Origin of the sequence: Pseudomonas morbosilactucae, from assembly GCF_023241665.1 — a bacterium.
GTDB classification, from domain to species: Bacteria; Pseudomonadota; Gammaproteobacteria; order Pseudomonadales; family Pseudomonadaceae; genus Aquipseudomonas; species Aquipseudomonas morbosilactucae.
In genome coordinates this window covers 17,632-37,526 of sequence record NZ_JALQCX010000047.1, presented here as the reverse complement: position 1 = coordinate 37,526, position 19,895 = coordinate 17,632, and the positions used below count along the sequence as shown (strand labels likewise).

The 19,895-nt window shown below is 53.4% G+C and carries 17 protein-coding genes; all 17 read right to left on the bottom strand.

Annotated elements, in window-relative coordinates:
* Window positions 1-215 precede the first annotated feature (215 nt).
* The 17 genes from M1B35_RS22930 to M1B35_RS22850 all read right to left on the bottom strand — a co-directional run bounded on the left by M1B35_RS22930 (window position 216) and on the right by M1B35_RS22850 (window position 19,753).
* Window positions 216-1,073: a dTDP-4-dehydrorhamnose reductase family protein gene (locus tag M1B35_RS22930; protein WP_123337468.1), complete on the bottom strand. Its 858-nt coding sequence runs from the start codon at window positions 1,071-1,073 to the stop codon at window positions 216-218.
* 16 nt (window positions 1,074-1,089) lie between these two features.
* The gene (locus M1B35_RS22925) at window positions 1,090-2,298 is read right to left on the bottom strand and encodes a glycosyltransferase family 4 protein (RefSeq protein WP_123337469.1); all 1,209 of its coding nucleotides are present in this window, start codon (window positions 2,296-2,298) and stop codon (window positions 1,090-1,092) included.
* A gap of 2 nt (window positions 2,299-2,300) precedes the next feature.
* The gene (locus M1B35_RS22920; protein WP_268263168.1) at window positions 2,301-3,185 is read right to left on the bottom strand and encodes a glycosyltransferase family 2 protein; all 885 of its coding nucleotides are present in this window, start codon (window positions 3,183-3,185) and stop codon (window positions 2,301-2,303) included.
* A 285-nt stretch (window positions 3,186-3,470) separates the two neighbouring features.
* Window positions 3,471-4,589 carry an N-acetyl sugar amidotransferase gene (locus tag M1B35_RS22915; RefSeq protein WP_185039429.1) on the bottom strand — a complete coding sequence of 373 codons (1,119 nt, stop codon included), beginning with the start codon at window positions 4,587-4,589 and terminating at the stop codon, window positions 3,471-3,473.
* Window positions 4,589-5,353: an AglZ/HisF2 family acetamidino modification protein gene (locus M1B35_RS22910; RefSeq protein ID WP_123337473.1), complete on the bottom strand. Its 765-nt coding sequence runs from the start codon at window positions 5,351-5,353 to the stop codon at window positions 4,589-4,591. Before M1B35_RS22910 ends, M1B35_RS22915 begins: the two co-directional genes overlap by 1 nt.
* A 1-nt stretch (window position 5,354) precedes the next feature.
* Window positions 5,355-5,969, bottom strand: a complete 615-nt coding sequence (gene hisH / locus M1B35_RS22905; protein WP_123337474.1) for an imidazole glycerol phosphate synthase subunit HisH — start codon at window positions 5,967-5,969, stop codon at window positions 5,355-5,357.
* Between the two features lie 94 nt (window positions 5,970-6,063).
* Window positions 6,064-7,956, bottom strand: coding sequence for an acyltransferase family protein (locus M1B35_RS22900; protein WP_268263167.1), 1,893 nt, complete (start codon window positions 7,954-7,956; stop codon window positions 6,064-6,066).
* Window positions 7,957-7,973: 17 nt separating this feature from the next.
* The gene (locus tag M1B35_RS22895) at window positions 7,974-9,131 is read right to left on the bottom strand and encodes a glycosyltransferase (RefSeq protein ID WP_123337475.1); all 1,158 of its coding nucleotides are present in this window, start codon (window positions 9,129-9,131) and stop codon (window positions 7,974-7,976) included.
* Between the two features lie 99 nt (window positions 9,132-9,230).
* Window positions 9,231-10,121: a hypothetical protein gene (locus tag M1B35_RS22890; RefSeq protein ID WP_268263166.1), complete on the bottom strand. Its 891-nt coding sequence runs from the start codon at window positions 10,119-10,121 to the stop codon at window positions 9,231-9,233.
* Window positions 10,115-11,428: a dTMP kinase gene (locus tag M1B35_RS22885; RefSeq protein ID WP_268263165.1), complete on the bottom strand. Its 1,314-nt coding sequence runs from the start codon at window positions 11,426-11,428 to the stop codon at window positions 10,115-10,117. Before M1B35_RS22885 ends, M1B35_RS22890 begins: the two co-directional genes overlap by 7 nt.
* Window positions 11,428-12,672 (bottom strand): lipopolysaccharide biosynthesis protein, encoded by a 1,245-nt coding sequence (locus M1B35_RS22880; RefSeq protein ID WP_185039431.1) that lies wholly within the window; start codon window positions 12,670-12,672, stop codon window positions 11,428-11,430. The genes M1B35_RS22885 and M1B35_RS22880 overlap by 1 nt, the downstream gene beginning before the upstream one ends.
* Complete coding sequence (locus M1B35_RS22875; protein ID WP_123337479.1) at window positions 12,665-13,756, bottom strand: DegT/DnrJ/EryC1/StrS family aminotransferase; 1,092 nt, start codon at window positions 13,754-13,756, stop codon at window positions 12,665-12,667. Before M1B35_RS22875 ends, M1B35_RS22880 begins: the two co-directional genes overlap by 8 nt.
* Window positions 13,753-14,334, bottom strand: a complete 582-nt coding sequence (gene wbpD, locus M1B35_RS22870; RefSeq protein ID WP_123337480.1) for a UDP-2-acetamido-3-amino-2,3-dideoxy-D-glucuronate N-acetyltransferase — start codon at window positions 14,332-14,334, stop codon at window positions 13,753-13,755. Before wbpD ends, M1B35_RS22875 begins: the two co-directional genes overlap by 4 nt.
* Before the next feature lie 7 nt (window positions 14,335-14,341).
* Window positions 14,342-15,292 carry a UDP-N-acetyl-2-amino-2-deoxy-D-glucuronate oxidase gene (gene wbpB / locus M1B35_RS22865; protein ID WP_123337481.1) on the bottom strand — a complete coding sequence of 317 codons (951 nt, stop codon included), beginning with the start codon at window positions 15,290-15,292 and terminating at the stop codon, window positions 14,342-14,344.
* 17 nt (window positions 15,293-15,309) lie between these two features.
* Complete coding sequence (gene wbpA / locus M1B35_RS22860; protein ID WP_123337482.1) at window positions 15,310-16,623, bottom strand: UDP-N-acetyl-D-glucosamine 6-dehydrogenase; 1,314 nt, start codon at window positions 16,621-16,623, stop codon at window positions 15,310-15,312.
* Between the two features lie 705 nt (window positions 16,624-17,328).
* Entirely contained in the window at window positions 17,329-18,216 is an 888-nt protein-coding gene (mmsB, locus tag M1B35_RS22855) for a 3-hydroxyisobutyrate dehydrogenase (RefSeq protein ID WP_123337483.1), read from the bottom strand.
* 10 nt (window positions 18,217-18,226) lie between these two features.
* The gene (locus M1B35_RS22850; protein WP_268263164.1) at window positions 18,227-19,753 is read right to left on the bottom strand and encodes a CoA-acylating methylmalonate-semialdehyde dehydrogenase; all 1,527 of its coding nucleotides are present in this window, start codon (window positions 19,751-19,753) and stop codon (window positions 18,227-18,229) included.
* Between the last annotated feature and the right edge of the window lie 142 nt (window positions 19,754-19,895).

Here is a 19,895-nt window from a genome sequence, read left to right as displayed (position 1 = left end):
GGCTCATCCCTTTGGACATCGTCAGCAGCGGCAGCGCCAGCCGCTGAGATGACAGGAGTAGACAAAACAACGGGTTAGGCAGATACGAGAAATGGCTCAGCGAGCGATACCAAAGAGAACTCACGGACAGCCAGAAAAATGCAGCCGCCAAGATATTTACTCCGTAGATTTGGAGCCGTGCATCAAGCCCTCACCGCCGCCCCAAACCTCGTCAATCAGCGCTGCTCAAACATTTCACGAATGAGGTCCGACCAAGCCGGGGCCTTGTAACCCGTGGCCTGGCTGAAATGCGAAGCATCCAGTGAACGGTCGATCGCCAGTGTATCATCGGGATAAATCTCGATCGCCTTGCCATACTGGGCGGCAACTCGTTGCAGCAAATCCAGCTTACTGATCGGTTCTGCCGCCACATGATACAGGCCATTGAGCTCAGGGTGAGGAAGAACGTAATCCTTCATCACACGCGCCAACTCCACAGTGGGCAGCCCCGAGAAGATAGCCCGGCTGAAGCCTTTGACGCTGCCTTGCTGCGATAGGAACCAGTCGACCAGCGCGTAATCAGAATTCAGCTCATGGCCGATGATCGAAGTCCGCAAGGTGATCGCATGGGGCACATCGTGCAGTTCGCCAATGTATTTGGATTTGCCGTACAGGTCCTCAGCGTCCGATAGGTCACTCTCCCGGTACAACCCGCGCTTCCCGGAAAACACGCAGTCGGTGCTGACATGGATCAGGCGCGCCCCGGCCAGCTCGCAAAGCCGTGCCAGGCGGTGAGGCAGCATTGCGTTGATCGGCAGCGCCGTGAGCGGGTCATTGGCATCTGCCAACTGCTTTATCAGGCCGACACAATTGATCACTACGTCAGGACGCACCTTGGCGATGGCCGACGCGAGAGCATCTTGATCGAGCACATCGACACCGGCGAGCAAACGCTCATGGCTTTGCGATGGGAAGTATCGCATTGCACTACCGCTGCGCAGTGTTCCCCAGACCTCAAAGGCTGGATCACAAGCAAAGACGCGGAAAACCGCATTCCCGAGCATCCCTGTGACACCAAGCACTAGAACCTTCATCAATTACGCCCTTTCATTACTGCAACAGCGTCGCAAGTCGCTCGACTTGCGCTGTCATCTCAAAATTCGCATCGAAATACGCTCGCCCCGAGCGCCCCATCTCGGCTCGTTCAGCCTGATTCATCGCCTTTACAGCACGGATGTTCTGCACCAGTGGCACCACTTGCTCGGCGGGCGATACAAGCCCCGCTTGCGCTTCGCTGACAACCCGAGCACCCTCGCCATTCAGGCAGGCAATGACAGGACGGCCAGCGGCCAGATATGCCTGAATCTTGCTCGGGATGGTCTGGGCAAACGCCTCTTCATCATTGAGCGACACCAGCAACGCCGAGGAGCGTTCAAAAACCTGGCCCATCACTTCCATCGGGAAGCGCCCGGGCAGTATCAAGTTGTCCAGACCACCGGCCTGTTTCTGCGCCTCGAGCCAGCCCAATCGACTGCCGCTGCCGACCAGCACCAAACGAATTTGCGGGTCGTCGCGCAGCTGTGCTGCTGCCTGGACTAGCGTATCAAGTGCCTGCGCCGTCCCCAGATTTCCGGCAAACACCACACAGAAATGCTGTTCCAGTAGGGCCTTGAACTCATCGGGAATAACAGCTATTCCTGCGACGGGCCTGACATCCATGGAGTTAGGGTAATAGACGATTTTTTGCCGATTGGCGTATCGCGCTACTGGCTCGACAAACGCTCGCGACTGTACCAGCAGGACATCGCAAAAGCGATAAATGCCCCGTACCACCCATCCCACGGCGCGCAGCACACGCGGGTTACGAATGAACCCGGTGGCCTCCAGGCTTTCCGGCCAAAGATCCTGAACCCAAAGGGCCAGCTTGGCCCGCTTCAGCCACTTCAAGGGGATGGCGGGAATCGCCTGCAGAATGGGCGATGGGGCGAATACCAGGATGGCATCGAACTGACGCCCACGAAGCATCCAAGGCAGGTAAAAAAGACCGGCGAGGACAAACGAGAGGTAGTTGAGCACCAGGTTTTTCGCCCCGCCCTTGCCGCGCGGCCAAAGCGGAACACGGAGCACATCAATCCGCTCCAGGTAACGCTGACGCTGGCTACCGGACGCCTTGTAGCCGTCGAAAACATCGCCATCCGGGTAGTTCGGCTTACCCGTAGCGACGACGACTTCATGCCCCTGCTCATGGAGCGTTCTGGCGACATCATTGATGATGAAGCTTTCCGGCCAGAAGTACTGGGAAAGAATCAAAATGCGCATGACTATCTACCCGAGAAAAAACCGTAGAACCGTTCCCTGATCCAGTAGAGCGAGGGCCTGGAGTTGAACAGAACCTTGACCTTCGATTTCAGTGAAAGCCCCGGCAATAGCATGAGCAAGAAAGACGAGCCCAGATAACGCAGCAGTTGCAATGAGAACTCCAGCAACAGCTGACGCTGCTGAACCTGGGAAAGCCGATCCCTGTACTTCTCATAGAAATAGAACGATGCCCTTTGACGCAGCCACATCTGCTCGTTGACTTGGGCAAAAGGAACACCGCGCTTGTAGCTGTTGTTTTCGTGAATCCGATATAACAACCCCACTATCGGCACATGAGTCACACGAACCTCTGCAAACCTGACCTGCAACATCAACCAACTGTCTTCATTGGCCAGGCTCACGGGAATCGGAAAAGCCATGTCGCCGAACGCACGGTTAAAGGCTATGCAGCCACCAGACTCCAGCCCACGCTGCGGATGTTTGGGCAGCTCCATGCCGTCGTATCGCCCCTGCTCGGAGAAGGACTTGAGCTTGCAGAATGTCACTGCGCGCTGATCGGGCTCCAGGTCGCGCAGTGGTGCAACACGGTTCACCAGTACATCGGGAACAATCAGGTCATCTCCGGCAAACAATACGAAGCACGACCCTGTCGCTTTTTCATAAGCCAGGCTGTACGCGGCGGCCTTGCCTATTCCGGGGGTGCGAACCAGCGTGACAAACGGCAGCGCCAACTGCGCGATCACGTCCGCAGTGCCGTCGGTCGAACCATCATCGACCACCACGACTTCGATACCGAGCCGATCAACAGCCGGCTCGATGGAGCGCAGCGCTGACTCGATGTAACGAGCCTCATTCTTGACCGATACCAATACACTAAGCTTTTGCATCAATGCGCGCCCCCAGGCGCCTATTTACTACACACCGTCGTTCAAACCGGACAGGTTGAAATTTTGATGAACCAGCCGGCTCTCCAAGACGGAAGCCATGGCTGCTTGGAGCTGCAGGGAGCTCAACGCTTCAGGACAGCAATGACCCACAATGAACACCAGGCCGGCGGCCTTGACCGGAAGCCCTGCAGGACCTTCCGTGGACCACACTGCCTGTTCATTCACCCCCGACAGGAACGCTGCTGCCTGTTGGCAGCAGCGTCGGCAATGCCCGAACAACTAAGCTCAGCCCCGTTTGTATTGGTACATCTTACGAACGAAGTCCCACAGCGCTCGCTCGCTCGGGTAGGCATCGTGGGGTTTTTCTGGACGCTTCAGATAGGCCTCAAGGTCGCCATCGGACCAGCCCATCTTCTTGAGAAAATACTTCCGGTCACGTTCCAGCTCTTCGGGCGAGGCATAGGGTGAGTCGCCCAACAGAGACATGGCTTGTTCGCGAGTCATTTGCCCGCTCATGATCAACGCGGAGAAGTGCAGCTTCCGTTTATCGACAGAGAACTTTTCAGGAAGAATGAACCCTTGATAAAACCGCGTGAACACAGATTCGTAGTGCTTATAAGGGTAGCGCTTATAAGCATACTTCTCTTCTAGCAGTTCCAGAGCCGACTCTTTTTGATAGTCATACAAGTCAAGAAACGGCGCCCACTGGATACGACGGACAACGCGATTGTAACCAAACCCCAAGGTACCAATAATTGGAAAGGTCTTGATCTTCACATTATTGCGCTGACCAATGGCCTTGATATTTCGCTTGTCCCACTTAAACCAGTTCCACCCTTCGGGCATCGGCATGCCTTCAGTGGCAGCATTACTACCAGAAAGAATATACTTGATGCCGTATTTCCGGGCCTGCTCATAATTCACTGCGAGCATGGCATTATCGTAGAGAAGCTCAATATCAATCACATCAGAATCGAAGAAGGCCTGCATCAGACCCTTGTATTCTGGCCAATCGATAACATGAGTATAAAGATCAACACCCAGACTAGTGACCAGGTTTTTTATATTGTTGACTGCCAGCTCCGAGTTCCAGTTATTGTCCATGTGCACCGCCAGAGGCCTAAGCCCTTCCGCCAATGCCAGATGGATCACATAGGAACTATCAACGCCGCCAGAAAGGCCAACGATACAGTCGTACTGTTTGCCCTGCCCCGCTCGTTTGACCTTCTCGATAAAAGCTTTCCGCTGCTCTGCACGGTCAACTTCTTGAGCGAAAACTACACCACCAACACGTCGATCGAACTCGCGGCAATAGTTACAAACACCGGCCTCGTCAAATACTATTGCCGAGGCACTTGAGTCCATGACACAGCGCGAACAAACCCGATTTTCTTTGTTAACCATCATTTTACCTGAAAAAGCGTCTGGAGCTCGGAGTACCTGGGGTAGCTGATCAACACCGCACGATGCGGGCCATGAAGCACGAACAGACTGCCGGCCGCTACGGCGGAAGCGCCTGCTTGTGCGGCCAAGGCAAAATCGTTCAGGCTTCCTGCCCCCCCCAGGGCGATAAGCGGGACATCCACTGCATCAGCAGCAGTCTGTATTAGTTGCAAGTCATAGCCTTGTTGCATACCGTCGCGGTCAACCGAGTTGAGCAGTACCTCTCCAACGCCTGCTGCGACCAGTTCCCGGACATGAGTCAACCAATCCTGTTTGATCTTGGAGCGTTTGGCTGAGGACCAAAGCCTATAGCGGCCAAGCCAATCACGCTTAATATCGACGGAAAGTACCACACTTTGGCTACCGAAGCGCTGGGCAATTTCGGTGATCAGACTAGGGTTCTCAAGGGCTGATGTTTGCAGGACGATCTTCTCAACGCCCATAGTAAAAATACGCCGCGCCTGCTCAATGCTGGAAACTCCACCACCGTAAGCGAGAGGCATGAAGCATTCACTGGCGACACTTTGAATCAACTCGTAGTCTGGCTCACGCCCTAGGCGACTGGCATCAATATCAAGCAACACCAACTCATCAACTTCTTTTTCATTGAAGATACGTATGGCATTAATAGGGTCACCAATATAGGTAGACTTGCCAAACTTCTGCGTCTTTATTAGCCCGCCTTCACGTACCAGCAATGCAGGTATAACTCGATGTTTAAGCACATCACACCTCTAAGAAGTTACGAAATACTTCCATGCCAAACTTATGACTTTTTTCTGGATGAAACTGAAAACCCCAAAGATTATCACGACTAAAACCCGCTACGAAATTCTCTCCATACTCGCATTGCAGCAAGATATCGTCTTCGTTGACACAATCAACCCAATACGAATGGACGAAATAGAACCGACGAGCGCCATCGGACAATGGCAGCAACCGATCAACTTTTCGCTGACTCACCTCACTCCAGCCCATGTGTGGAACTTTGAGCCGAGTATCAGTCGGTCGGAATTTACGCGCTTGCGCATCAATCCAACCCAGCCCTGGCTCCTGCCCTTCTTCACTGCCTCGGGTCATCAGTTGCATCCCCAGGCAGATGCCCATGGTGGGTATCTTGCGCTCCAGCACCACCTGATCCAGTGCCTCTATCCAACCACCGGCGCGCAGGCTGGACATACCATGTGCGAAGGCGCCCACGCCTGGAAGAATCAGCTTCTTAACAGCACCAAGCTGATCTGGCGAACTGATGATCTCTGCCTCTCCGCCCACGTGCTGAATCATGTTGACGACCGACGCAAGATTTCCGCAGCCGTAGTCAACAATGGAGACTTTTTGCATATTCAAAATTCGTCACCGCTCGAGATCAACAGAGCTGGAGCAAGACGAGCGCCTTGTGCAGAGACTCTGATTGAAGGATAAAAGGCAATCATATTTAGTCCTCCCGCTCATGGTTTTCCGCCAGCACAGATCGAGCAAAGAGAATGTTTCCAATGTACTTCGCCCCATGCTCCGTCAAATGCTTGCCATCATAGGAAATCAAGTGATCTTGAGCCGTAACGACAGGGCAATGCTCTTGCTCACCACAGATCAACTGGATCTGGTCCACAAAAGCATCGGCGGGCACCTCCTTCCTCAGAATATCGTTAACTTCTGACAAATTCTCTGAAATCGTATGCCTGGCCTCAAGCCGCCCCGAAGCATTCAACTGCAATAGATGACTGGCACTTAAGAAGCCAAACTCCTTCGGGCCAATAACGAAAAGCTTCTGATCCGTGCGCAAGCCCATGGCTTTCAATGTCCGAGGTAGATTTTGGGCCGACCACTTCTTCCAATTGGCCGCCAGCACCACGATATCCGCCTGTTTGATTTTCGGCAGTGCTGAACTGACAGTCGACTCGCGCGAGCATCTCGGTACGTCAGGGGGGGACAGATACTGCTCCGTCCCTTCAGGCAGAAGGGCGATCTGGCAAGCGGACGGTATGTAGACTGTACGCACCTCAACGTCCGGCCAAGCCCCCGACTCATAGAGCATATTTGTAAAGTCTTGAGCGAAACTGTCACCGATGATCAGAACCTTGCGGCCTGCGGATTCGGATTTGAAGTCGCCCGTCAGGCTGTCAAATCTCTTGGTGACGTAACCGGACTGCAGCGCGACGTCCGAGTAGGCGAACCAGCGCAACTCCTCCGCGGTAAACCGACCCTTTGCCCCTTGTGTCGCAATCAAACCAGCCCCAATGCTGATGACAGCAACCGATATGGCACCCGCCCCCCAGAAAATTTTCTGTCGAGACAAGTATTCACGGTCACGGAAAGGACGCTCGATAAATCGCCAACTCACCCATGCCATGGCCAAACATAGAAGAATAAGACCGAGGCTTGAAAAAAGACCCAGGTTGACCTCACTGGCCCTGACAAATGCAAAGACAGGCTGATGCCAAAGGTATGCACTGTAGGATACAAGACCGACACCCACCAAGAGGGGGGCTGTCAACAGTCGACCCAGCGCACTTTCAGGACGGGTGTAAAGCAGTATGAGCGCTGTTCCCACAGTGGGTACCAAGGCGCGCCAGCCAGGAAAAGGCGTTTCGTTATCAAAAATGACTACAGCAGCGCAGACAAGGGCCGCACCCAATAAACTTAAAACGTCGGTGATTGCAGACCGAAAGACGGGAAGCTTTTTATGAAAGCATGCCAAGGCGGCCAAACTACCGCAAAGCAACTCAAATGCCCGTGAGGGAAGCAAATAGAACGCCGCAGCGTTGCGCCCGGTTTCCACCCCCCAATTACTGATTAATAACGAGGCCAAGGCGACCAGTATGAGGGCGCACCACAACCAACGTCTTACATAACGCCAGACCAACCAGAGAAAAATCGGAAAGAAAATATAAAACTGCTCTTCAACCCCTAGACTCCAAGTGTGCAATAGCGGGTTTTCAAATGCTGCAGCAAAATAACTCGTCCCCCTCCAAAATAAGATGTTTGAGCCAAATAATGCGGTAGCAACCAACGCCTCCCCCAAAGACTTGAAGGCATAAGGATCAAGGACCACCCAACCGACGCATAGGCAAAACAGCAAAACAAAAAACAGTGCCGGCAAGATCCGGCGCGCTCGACGCTCGTAAAAATCCGCTAACGAAAATCGATCGGCTGCCAGTTCTTTCAAAAGAATGCCCGTAATCAAAAAACCGCTGATTACAAAAAAGACATCGACCCCTACAAAACCGCCGGAAAACCCCGGAACTCCGGCATGAAAGAGCATGACAGACAAGACAGCGACTGCGCGCAAGCCATCAATTTCCGGACGATATTTAATCTCTGCAGACATAACGTTCAACTCGCCAACTAATATTTGCCAAGGGCCTTTTCATAGACACTAACAACCTCTTTCACAAAGGCTGCCTCACCAAAACGAGCGAATGCATCATTGCGCAATTCCTCGCTGGAGTATTCATGATGATTATTCATCATGGCACGCATGGCAGAAGCCAATTGGTCCTGGCTTCCAACATCTACCAACAGGCCATTTCCTTCGTTGACGATATCATTAGGTCCGCCGCAACGTGTGGCAATCAACGGTAAGCCACACGCCAGCGCCTCAATTAGAACAACGCCGAAAGTCTCGTAATTACTCGACAAAACCAGACAGTCGGCTTTCATCATTTCATCTCGTACATCTTTCCTGGACAACCGACCTAAAAACCTCACCTGATCCGAGATACCAAGTGTTTTACAAAGCGTAACAAGCTCGTCGCGCAGAGGCCCATCCCCCACAACAGTGAAGGATGCTCGCTCCCCCTTCAACTCGGATGCAAATGAGGCCAAGGCCAGCGCCAGGTTTTTATTCGAGTCCAGGGAAGCAATACTAATAAACTTGAATTGCTCGTCGGCTGGCCGATCAAGGTCATCCGCAAAAAAAAGTCGATCCACCAAGTTATGAAGAACAGAAACAGGAACATCAAAGCGCTGTTCGAGTTCACTCTTGAACGGTGAACTAACGCAGGAAATAGAGGCGGCGCGTTTGAAGACGCCTTTCAACGCTTCATTCGCCCGAGAGGGGACCATACCCCGCGCAAACGCGGAGCTATGCTCGGTCAAGACAAAAGGTATCCCATATTCCCGCTGCACAAAATCAGCTATGACGCCTGCATAAAATGAATTGTGCGCGTGAACAACATCCGGAGCACCGTACTCTTCCACATACTTCTGGAAGTTACGCTTGAACAAGCTGATGTATTTTCCAAAAATACGCCAGATGGGATAAACCTTATGGGGAAGGTATATTTTTTTATAGTCTCTGATCACCGCCAAGCCATCAACGGTCTCTTTACTCTGGTAAGGATAGCCCCCCCTAAAATATCGAGGCGAGATAAACCCGACAGCGATAACCCCGACCTTATGCCCTGCGCGTTGAAGTGCCTTGGCCTGCTCGAACTGAAAGATACCTCCCAAAGGTACTCTTTCAGTGACAAAATGCTCTGATGGTATGACGAGTATGTGCATGAAATCTCCCCTAACTATTTTGACAACATCCACTCACCGACAACCACTCGCTGAAAACTTCAAGCTTGATGATGAAGGCTGGCTAGCCAATAACTTTTTTCAGCGCTTTAAAGCCTTATAGAGACTTAACGCTTTTTCATAATATCTACGATCGAGTACGACGCCTTCCACATGCTCCACTGCTACTCTATGAAGCAGATAGACCGTCAGCAGACCACGCTGCTGTTCATGAGCGATCATATCGCTTAGAGACTCAAAAAAGCTGCACTTGCGCCTTACACTCTCTTGCGTAACTTTAAAGTGAAGCTCGTCAATACCATCTATGCCAAAAAAATCAAATCTATCAAGATCAATCAACACATTGTTATTTTCGGCACTCTTCATAATATTGCCTTCAGTCAGGTCGCCATGCATGACTGAACTGTGAAGCAAGATATCACCGGGAACAGCGACCTCTTCTCCAGTAAACCGCTTTAAAACATCTACACCTTGCGCACACTTACCTGCCACAAACTCCGAAGACAACTCCTTTGTCTCAGAAAACGAACGAAGGTCCTCGATGATTGATTTCACTTCATCGGCGCTAGCGTTTGCACTCGAAAGCAAATCCATTTTGTAACAGCCTTTAAGAAACTCAAGGTTGTAGGCCACATAATGGGATAAGGACGTATTTTTTAGCAGCTTATAGTTTTGAAAGTTCTGCTTGAGAGAATGACTGGCTGCCTCTCCCAGAGGTACCTTCACGACACTGTCCGGGCCAATCAGCAGAAGGACACCAGTCCCTGTCAACTTGAAGCTACGAAAGCCTTTCAGGGACATCAGCCTGCCCAACAACTGGGCATTCAACCAAGAGTGATCAACGTACTCGTTCGATCTGCCAGCGATAAAAACATACACAAATACAAAGTAAGGATTTTTTATTCGACACAAGAAATCAAGCGCCGTTCTTTTATAAAAAACGACGTACTCCCTTAACTTTCCAGTCAGCAATTTTTATCATCCAGATTCAGGATTGATTCAACAACCTCTTTATAGACGAGCGACTGACTCTGGTCTGCATTTACAACAAGAACTCTAGGCTGAGCATACATATATTCTTTATAAAGCTTATTTTGCTCTAGCATGATTTCATAGCTGTAGTCCTGTTTTCGCCGATAAGCAACTTCAGGACTCACATCGAGAAAAACCGCCACGTCCGGCTTTTTCAGCATCTTAGCGCCAAAAATCATCCGATAGACACGCTTCAGCGGGGAAACCTTGACCCCTTGCTCTTTTTGCTCAAGCCGGCCTATTTCATCATCATAATAATATCGATCCGCCAGAACGACATTGCCTAACATAATATAATATTGCGCAATCAGAACCCGTAACTGCCTGTCAATCAGGCCAAGCGTTGAAAAAAACAAACGTACGGGAAAACTTTTCCACTCTATGCTCAGCATCTTATTCAAGCCGGGCAACTTGTATTCGTTATTCCCGAAGTAAACTCTTTTCACGCCGGTGCACTTAAAGTAGTCCAGGTCTTTCACATAGTCGATTGTGCTGGTCTTGCCCGCGCCATCCACCCCAACGAAGGCGACAAGATACCCCGTCCGCCGGACCTTATAAGGAGGAATGCCGAGCCGTGACTTGATCACTCGAAGTAGCTTGAACAAAAAGACTGACCTGATCGGCCCAACGCACAGCTTGCGAGCATCCGCAGTCTCGACCACCGCTTTTCTGTACTTATCTTTTATGTCCTTCCAGCTTCGCGCATTGGCAACATCCTCGGAAATCTCTTTCCAAGACTTGCCGCATCGCCTCTCAACCATCGTAAGGACTTCTCCACCAGAGATGTGTTGTGAAGCGATTCCATCCTGAAGTTCTTGAAGGTCTTCCGGCTTTTCACTTTTCGACGCGGTGCGCATGTAAAACATCAACGGATAATAATCTGCTGCAGAGAGCTTATTAATCTCGCCAATCTCTATACTCAGATTATTGAACTCAAGATCAAGCCGATAAGGCTTGTATGGTTTAGGGCCAAAGTTAATCTTGGTGCAAACATCGAGCATGACAAACTTATGAGTTTCTGGATCAAGTGCTACGTAGTAATACGGCTCTTTATGGCTAGCACATACAAAACCCGTCGCTTGGGCAATTTCCTGGAATCGATTGAAATCACCACACGCCACGAGCAGGTCAAGATCACCTCGTACGCCGTCCAAATCCTCGTCCAGGTGATTGAGACTTTTGTAAGCGCAGTAGGCAACACCTGCCACACGCAAGGACTCAAACAATTTCTTGTAAATTCCCAGCACTACTTTTGCTCCAAAATTTTTCGACAACGAATGAGTTTAACTATAATTATCAAGCTGTTGCTGGCCATCATCAACAATAGAGCAAGCTCAATGTTTTCTGCACGGGCACCCCATATCAATGAAACAGCAATGGAGAGATTGATAATTACCCCAAAAAAGAAATTCTCAGCCTGCCTTTCAAAAAATATATAGACTGCCGAACAAAATACATTACTTAGAAACTTCATATACAAAAGCGGTAAAATTACTTGCGTGTATTTACCTGCTTCGATCCAAGCCTCACCAAAAAACAGATGAAACAGGGCCGGCAGCAAAAACCACCCGCAAACAAAAACGGGAATCAATAATAGGTTCGCCTTGAGAAACTTATCTTTGTAAAATTTTTTCTTATCTTCAACCTTTGATAATTGCTGAAAGAACACCTGATAAAAAGCGTTTCCTATTATGGTGAGCGGTAGCGCCGCCACGCGGAAAGCCAGAAAATAAAAACCCGCCACTGCTGGGGAAAAATATGCAGTCAATATGATGGCAGGCAGATTATTTGACAGATTCGAGAATAATCCATGGGGAATGGATATTTGAGGAAACTTCTTGTATCTAACGCACACACCAACCAGCTTTTTCCTATCAACCCTATACTTTTCAGGACTGCAGAAAAACTCTTTTAACAACAGAGAAACCGAAAGCGCCAAGCCACTCAACTGAGCGATGGCCAGCCCCCCGCCCCCTTTCCAAACATACCCAAGCACAACGGAAAGGCTTCCGTTGGTGACACTGTTAAGCACAGAGTTAGTTGAAAGACGCTTATAGTTTTCCTTCCGCGAATTCCAGTAATTCAAAATACTCAGCAGCCCAGATATGCATACCCCTAGCGGTATAAGATACAACAACCAGCCCAAGTCAACCTTCAACAGACTGGTAATATAATCGTGAAATACCACGACAATTAAAAACAACGCAGCCGTAAAAGATAAAGTAATAACCGAGGACGCAACCACCAAAGCATAAGCCTGCTCATTCTCGCGCGGAAGCAAAATGGCGTTCTCATACTGACCGGTTGCCAAGACCACTAAAACATTAACGACCGCAATATATAAAGCATATACGCCGAAATCTTCCGGCGTATAAATCCTCGTGAGCAGCGGGCTTATCAGTATAGGTATAGCCTGGGCTATGACAGTACCGGTCAGCAGCGTCAGAATATTACGAAGAAAATCCGACTTCTTGACCCAGCCACTAATCACATCTAGCACCTTTCAGAGCGTCAACTATCTCGACTTGTTGCGACTCCAGAAGGTAGGGGTGCATGGGCAGGCTAAGTACTTTCCGTGCGATGGCATCACCGATAGGCAGCACTGCACTCGCGTCGGCCACCGCAGGCTGTTTGTTCAAGGGGATCGGATAATGCACGGCAGTAGGAATGCCTGACGCGTTCAGTACTTGCTGGATGTCCTCACGGCCGTCCACCTGAATGGTGTACTGCGCCCAGGCGCTGGTGTTGCCGCTCTCCACATGGGGAGCGACAACATCAATGTCCTTCAGCAGGCGCTCATAGACCCCCGCCACCGCCTGCCGCTGCTCCAACTCTCGAGGAAACACATCAAGCTTCGCCAGCAGGATGGCCGCTTGAATCGTGTCCAGGCGGCTGTTAACACCTACTCGGATATGGTGATACCGACGATCCTGACCATGCCTGGCAATTTGGCGGATGACTTTCGCCAGCTCTTCGTCATTAGTGAATAGCGCGCCACCATCGCCGTAGCAGCCCAAAGGCTTGCTCGGGAAGAAACTGGCACAGGCAATGGTCGTCAGATTGCACGAGCGCTTGCCCTTGTAGGTGGCACCAAAGCTCTGCGCAGCATCTTCGATGACAGGAATGCCATGCTTGGCAGCAATCCGATTGATGTCGTCCAGGTCAGCACACTGGCCATACAACGACACCGGAATGATTGCCTTGGTACGCGGGGTAATCGCGGCCTCCAGCAATTTCGGATCGAGGTTGCAGGTAAGCGGGTCGACATCCACGTAGATGGGTTTGGCGCCCAGCAGGGCAACCGTTTCGGCGGTCGCAATATAGGTAAAGCCAGGAGTGATGACCTCATCACCGGGGCCAATACCCAACGCCATTTGGGCAATCTGCAGAGCGTCTGTGCCATTGGCCACACTGATGCAGTGCTTCGCCCCCACAAACGCAGCCAACTTCTCCTCCAGCTCGCTGACCTCCGGGCCGAGGATATACTGGCCGTGAGCCATGACTCGCTGGATACCGGCATCAATCCGGTCCTTGATCAGCAACTGCTGGGCCTTGAGGTCGATGAACTCGATCATGCTTGCTCCTTGCTCAATGTCTTGCCGCTCAGTACATACCGCGCGTTGCTGTGGCCGCAACGCGCTTGCGCTGCGCCCTCTAGCGGCAGGTCAAGCTGTTCACCAAACTCACTCATCCAGCCAATCTGCCTGGCAGGCACACCCACCATCAACGCATAGGCTGGCACGTCTTTGTTGATCACCGCCCCTGCGCCGACGAAGGCGAACTCACCAATGGTCACCCCGCAAACAATGGTGCAGTTGGCGCCCAGGGTCGCACCTTTCTTCACCAGCGTGTCGCGGTATTCACTCTTGCGCTCGATCAACGAGCGAGGGTTATAGACATTGGTGAACACCATGCTCGGGCCACAGAAAACGCCCTCCTGGAGAGTCACGTTGTCGTAGACCGAAACGTTGTTCTGGATCTTGCAGTGATCGCCAATGATTACCTTGTTTCCCACGAAGACATTCTGCCCAAGGGAAACTCCGTCGCCGATGCGCGCGCCAGCGCAGATATGGACGAAATGCCATACCCGCGAACCGTCGCCAATCTGTGCGCCGTCGTCGATGATCGCAGAGGGATGAGCCTGATAATTCATGCGAGCCTCAGCGGACCAAAGTGGCGAGGAAAGGGTGGCCCTCTTGATCCTGCGGCGTCTCAGGGACGGCCGCGCGAATGGTATTCACGGTTTCGACGCAGTGCCGAGCGTCTTCCAGGCCATAGCCCCGGCCTGCAAGGATTTCGCGGTAGCTGGTGGTATGCAGGTCAGTGAAACCTTCAGAGAACTCCATCTCTTCGCCGTCGACGGTGATGGAGCGATAGGTCGGTTTCTTACCCTTGACCGAATCCGGCAGGTCCTGGGCGTCAATGGAGAGGAACCAGCGCACACGGGCCTTTTCGTATTCAAGGTAGCCGGCGGCTTTGTATTCGTTGGCAAAGTGCACGACGTTGCGCTGCAAGTTGCCGAAGATGAAGTGCAGCATGTCGTAGAAGTGCACGCCGATATTGGTTGCGACCCCATACGACTTGCGTGGATCGCCTTTCCAGCTCTCCATGTACCACTTACCCCGTGACGTGATGTACGTCAGTTCAACCTCGTACTTACCGTCACGGGCCTCACGGGCGACCTTTTCTTTCAAGTCCAAAATGGCTTGGTGATGGCGCAACTGCAGAATGTTGTACACACGCTTGCCAGTCTCGCGTTCAACCTGGGCCAGCTCATCGAGGATTTCGGGAGTGGGCACCAACGGCTTTTCGCAAATGACATCACAACCTAAACGCAATCCGGCGGCGATATGGGCGTGATGCAGGTAGTTGGGCGAGCAGACCGAGACATAATCCAGGGCTGTGCTGCTATCACGCTTGAGTTGCCAGGCGTGCTCGATGAAACGCTCAAATTCGGTGAAGAACTCGCTCTGTGGCGACAGGCTGTCAATGATGCCTACAGAGTCATTGATGTCATACGCCGAGACTAACTCGTTGGCCGTGTCTTTAATGGCGCGCATGTGACGCGGGGCGATGTAACCGGCGGCACCGATAAGAGCAAAACGTTTCAAAAGGAGCACTCCAGCGATCAGGCTTTGATGATATGAGCTTCGGGGGTACGGTATTTTCCGCGGCTATCAACCACCAGCCGCGCATGCTGACGAATCAGCTCGTAGTCGAATTTGTCGTGGTCCGTGGCCAGGATAACGGCATCAAACGACGCAAGGTTCTCAGCGCTCAGCGCTTCGCTGGACAGGTTGAAGTGGTGTTCGCGCATTTTTGGAAAAACCGGAACATGCGGGTCGCTGTAAGCCACGACACACCCTTTGGCTTCAAGCAGCTCCATGATCTCAACGGAGGGCGACTCACGCATGTCATCCACGTTTTTCTTGTAGGCAATGCCCAGCACCAGCACCTTGCTACCTTTCAACGGCTTGGAGTCGTTGTTGAGGCCGTCCATCAACTTGCTGACCACATACTCGGGCATCGCTTGGTTGACTTCACCTGAGAGCTCGATGAAGCGCGTGTGCAAACCGTACTCGCGAGCCTTCCAGGTCAGGTAAAAAGGGTCAATGGGGATGCAGTGCCCACCGAGCCCTGGGCCCGGATAGTAAGGGGTAAAGCCAAAAGGCTTGGTGGCTGCGGCATCGACCACTTCGAAAATATCAATGCCCATACGGTCGGCGACTATTTTCATTTCATTGACCAAGCCGATGTTCACAGCGCGGTGAATGTTCTCCAGCAGCTTGGTCATTTCCGCCGCCTTGGTGGAACTGACGGGAATGACCTGGTCGATCGCCTGCTCGTACAGAGCGATACCCACTTCAAGGCAGGCAGGCGTATGCCCACCGATCACTTTCGGAATAGTGCGAGTCTCGAAGTTTGGATTGCCCGGGTCTTCACGCTCGGGCGAGTAAACCAGGAAGATATTCTCACCCACCTGCAAACCGGCTTCCTGAACGCGAGGAAGAAGTTCTTCTTCGGTCGTGCCCGGGTAAGTGGTGCTCTCTAGGGATACCACCTGACCTTCACGCAGATAGGGCTTGATCGCTTCCGTGGTGTTGATCACGAAGCTCATATCCGGTTCACGGTATTTGTTCAGAGGCGTGGGCACACACAGGATCAATGCATCACATTCGCTGACACGGCGAAAATCGCTGGTAGCCTCGAAACCGCTTTGGCGTGCCTCGGTGACTTTCGCTGCGCTGATGTGTTCGATATAGCTTTCACCGGCGTTAAGCCGGGACACCTTGGTGTCATCAATATCGATACCCAGTACGCGGAAACCAATGGCGTTGTAGCGCAGCATCAGCGGCAGGCCGACGTAGCCTAGGCCAACAATACCGATTAGAGCTTCTCTGCTTTTGAACTTGTCAACACTCGCCCGTTTGATGCCCGACATCAGGTAAAACTCCCATTAAATAATTCTTCAAGGTTCAACACGTCAACTAGTCGGGGGTCACGACACACAGTTGATGTTTTGCTGCCTATCTGTCTTGCAACTTCCGGGCAAACGCTATTTCCACATCAAACTCGCCACCCAAACCGCTTACGAACATCCGCGGCGTTCAGATGACACAACTCAAACGACTCCGACAGCCACTCGTACCGACGCTGCTCGCCTACGTATGGATTAAGAGGCTTGTCCGACCAAAGCATGGATTGCAGCTAGAGGCTAGCTCTGGCCTGTAACCGACAAGGCGGCATTATGCCGTTTATCTTCTTAAATGGCTTTAACCTAATTGACGATTCGACCACTGGGACAGGCGCTGTTTTCCATTACCACCCATGTCCGGCAAGGGATTTCGAGTCAGTGACAAGGCCTCTTCAACAGGGCTCAGGGGCGACTCAGGGGCGTCTGTCGGCCGGGCCTCATAGGCAAACATCTGATGCGCCGCGGTGGATGTGCTTACTGGGAGTTGGGGCTGGAAGGTTGACCAGAACCGAGGACCGTCACAGAAAGAGAGCGCTGCGAGTCATGTTCGACTCCGCAGAGGACGCCCACCCTGTCTACACATTGCGCTGTGCGCGCCAGGCTGGGAGGGGGACAGGAGACAGGCTGGAAAAGCCGAAGGCTCGCCCGACACGAGCCCCCGGAAAGAAACGTTTACTGCGGTTTGCGGTAGCTGTTAACGATGGCCGAGAAGTCTTTCCCGCCCTCCCCGCGCTGGCTCATGGCTTGATACAACTGCTGCGCCACGGCACCGAGAACCACCGGCTGGTGGGCCTGGCGCGCCGCCTCGGTGGCCAGGCCCAGGTCCTTGAGCATCAGCTCTGCACCAAAGCCGCCGGTGTAGCCCCGTGACGCGGGGGCGGTTTCGATCACCCCCGGCCAGGGGTTGTAGGTATCGGAACTCCAGCAACGCCCGGTGGAGCTGTTGATGATCCCGGCCAGCACCTGGGTGTCGATGCCCAGGGCGTCGCCCAACGCCATGGCCTCGCTGACGCCGATCATGGAAATACCCAGCAGCAAGTTGTTGCAGATCTTGGCGATCTGCCCGGTGCCCACGTCACCGCAATGCACGATGTTGCGGCCCATCTGCGCCAGCACCGGTTGCAGGGTGGCAAACAGTTCAGCGTTGGCACCGACCATAAAGGTCAGGGTGCCAGCCTGGGCGCCGCCGGTACCGCCGGACACCGGCGCATCGGCCATGCTCACGCCTTGCTTGGCTGCGGCAGTCGCCACTTCACGGGCGGTCTGTGGGTCGATGGTGCTGCAATCCACCGCCGGCACGCCGCGACCGATGCCCGCCAATACACCGTCTTCTCCCAACCAGACGCTGCGCACATGGGCTGCAGCCGGGAGCATGGTGATCACCAGTTCGCTGCCCTCGGCGGCGGCCTTGGGCGAGGCGCTGATGCGGCCGCCCAGTTGCGCCAGCTCCGCCAGCACGCTCTGGTTGAGGTCGAACAGGTTCAGTTGATGCCCGGCCTTGATCAGGTTGCGGGCCATGGGCGCGCCCATGTTGCCCAAGCCGATAAATGCGATGTTCATGTCAGGCTCCTCAACGCAGGTTGATGGTGGTGTTCACACCGTCGTTGACGCTGTCATCGTCGAACCAGCGGCTGGTGACGGTCTTGGTCTGAGTGTAGAACTGCACCACCTGCTTGCCGTACGGGCCCAGGTCACCCAGCTTGGAGCCGCGGGAACCGGTGAAGCTGAAGAACGGCACCGGCACCGGAATCGGGATATTGATGCCCACTTGGCCGACGTCGATTTCGCTCTGGAACTTGCGCGCTGCGGCGCCGCTCTGGGTGAACAGGCCGGTGCCGTTGCCAAACGGGTTGGCGTTGACCAGGGCAATGGCCTGATCCAGGGTGTCCACCTCCAGCACCACCAACACGGGGCCGAAGATTTCCTGGGTGTAGATCTGCATGTCCGTGGTCACCCCGGAAAACAGGGTCGGGCCGATGAAGTTGCCTTGCTCGAAGCCCGGGACCTGGATGCCGCGACCATCAAGCTCCAGCTTGGCGCCTTCTTTCACACCGCTTTCGATCAATTCGAGAATCCGCGCCTTGGCCCGCTTGGAAACCACTGGGCCGACATCGGTGCCCGGCTCGCTGCCGGCATTCACCTTGAGCTTCTGCGCCAGGGCCTTGAGGTCCGGCAGCCATTGTTTCGACGCGCCCACCAACACCACCACCGAGGTGGCCATGCAACGCTGGCCGGCGGCACCGAAGCCTGCGCCCACCAGGGCATTGAGGGTCTGCTCGCGGTTGGCATCCGGCAGCACCACGGCGTGGTTTTTCGCGCCCATCATCGACTGCACACGCTTGCCATGCTTGCCGGCCAGGTCATAGACGTGAGTGCCGACGGCGGTCGAGCCGACGAAGGACACGGCCTTGATGTCTTTGTGGGTGCACAGCGCATCCACCACATCCTTGCCACCGTGCACCACGTTGAGCACGCCGGCCGGCACACCGGCTTCCAGCGCCAGTTCTACCAGCAGCATGGTCGACAGCGGGTCTTGCTCGGATGGCTTGAGGACGAAGGTGTTGCCGCAGGCGATCGCCATCGGGAACATCCACAGCGGGATCATCGCCGGGAAGTTGAACGGGGTGATGCCGGCGCACACGCCGATGGGCTGGCGCAGAGTGTAGGTATCGACGCCACCGGCGACGTTCTCGGCAAACTCACCCATTTGCAGGGTGCCAATGGAACAAGCGTGCTCAACCACTTCCAGGCCGCGGAAAATATCCCCTTCGGCGTCGGCGATGGTTTTGCCCTGCTCGGCGCTGAGGACCACGGCGATGCGCTTGGAATGTTCGCGAATCAGCGCCTGCAATTTGAGCATGATGCGCATGCGCGCACCGATGGGGGTCAGTTTCCAGGTCTGGAAGGCGCGCTGGGCGGCGGCGATCGCGGCGTCGACTTCAGCGGCGGTGGCGAAAGGCACCTTGGCCAGGACTTCCTGGGTCGCCGGGTTGACGATGTCTTGCCATTGATCAGTGCGGGATTCGACCCATTCACCGTCGATCAGCAACTTGACCTGTTGCAGTGTGGTGCCACCGGGCGTGAGGGATGCGTTCATCGTGGTCTCCTGACTTCTTGGGTTCTTATGCAGGGAGCCAAGGCGCGCAGGCGCCTTGTATAGAGAGGACGTCGCGAGTTGGTGTCGGACTGTTTTTGGAGTATAGATGTGCAAACTTCTAATAAGAACGCACATAAAATCC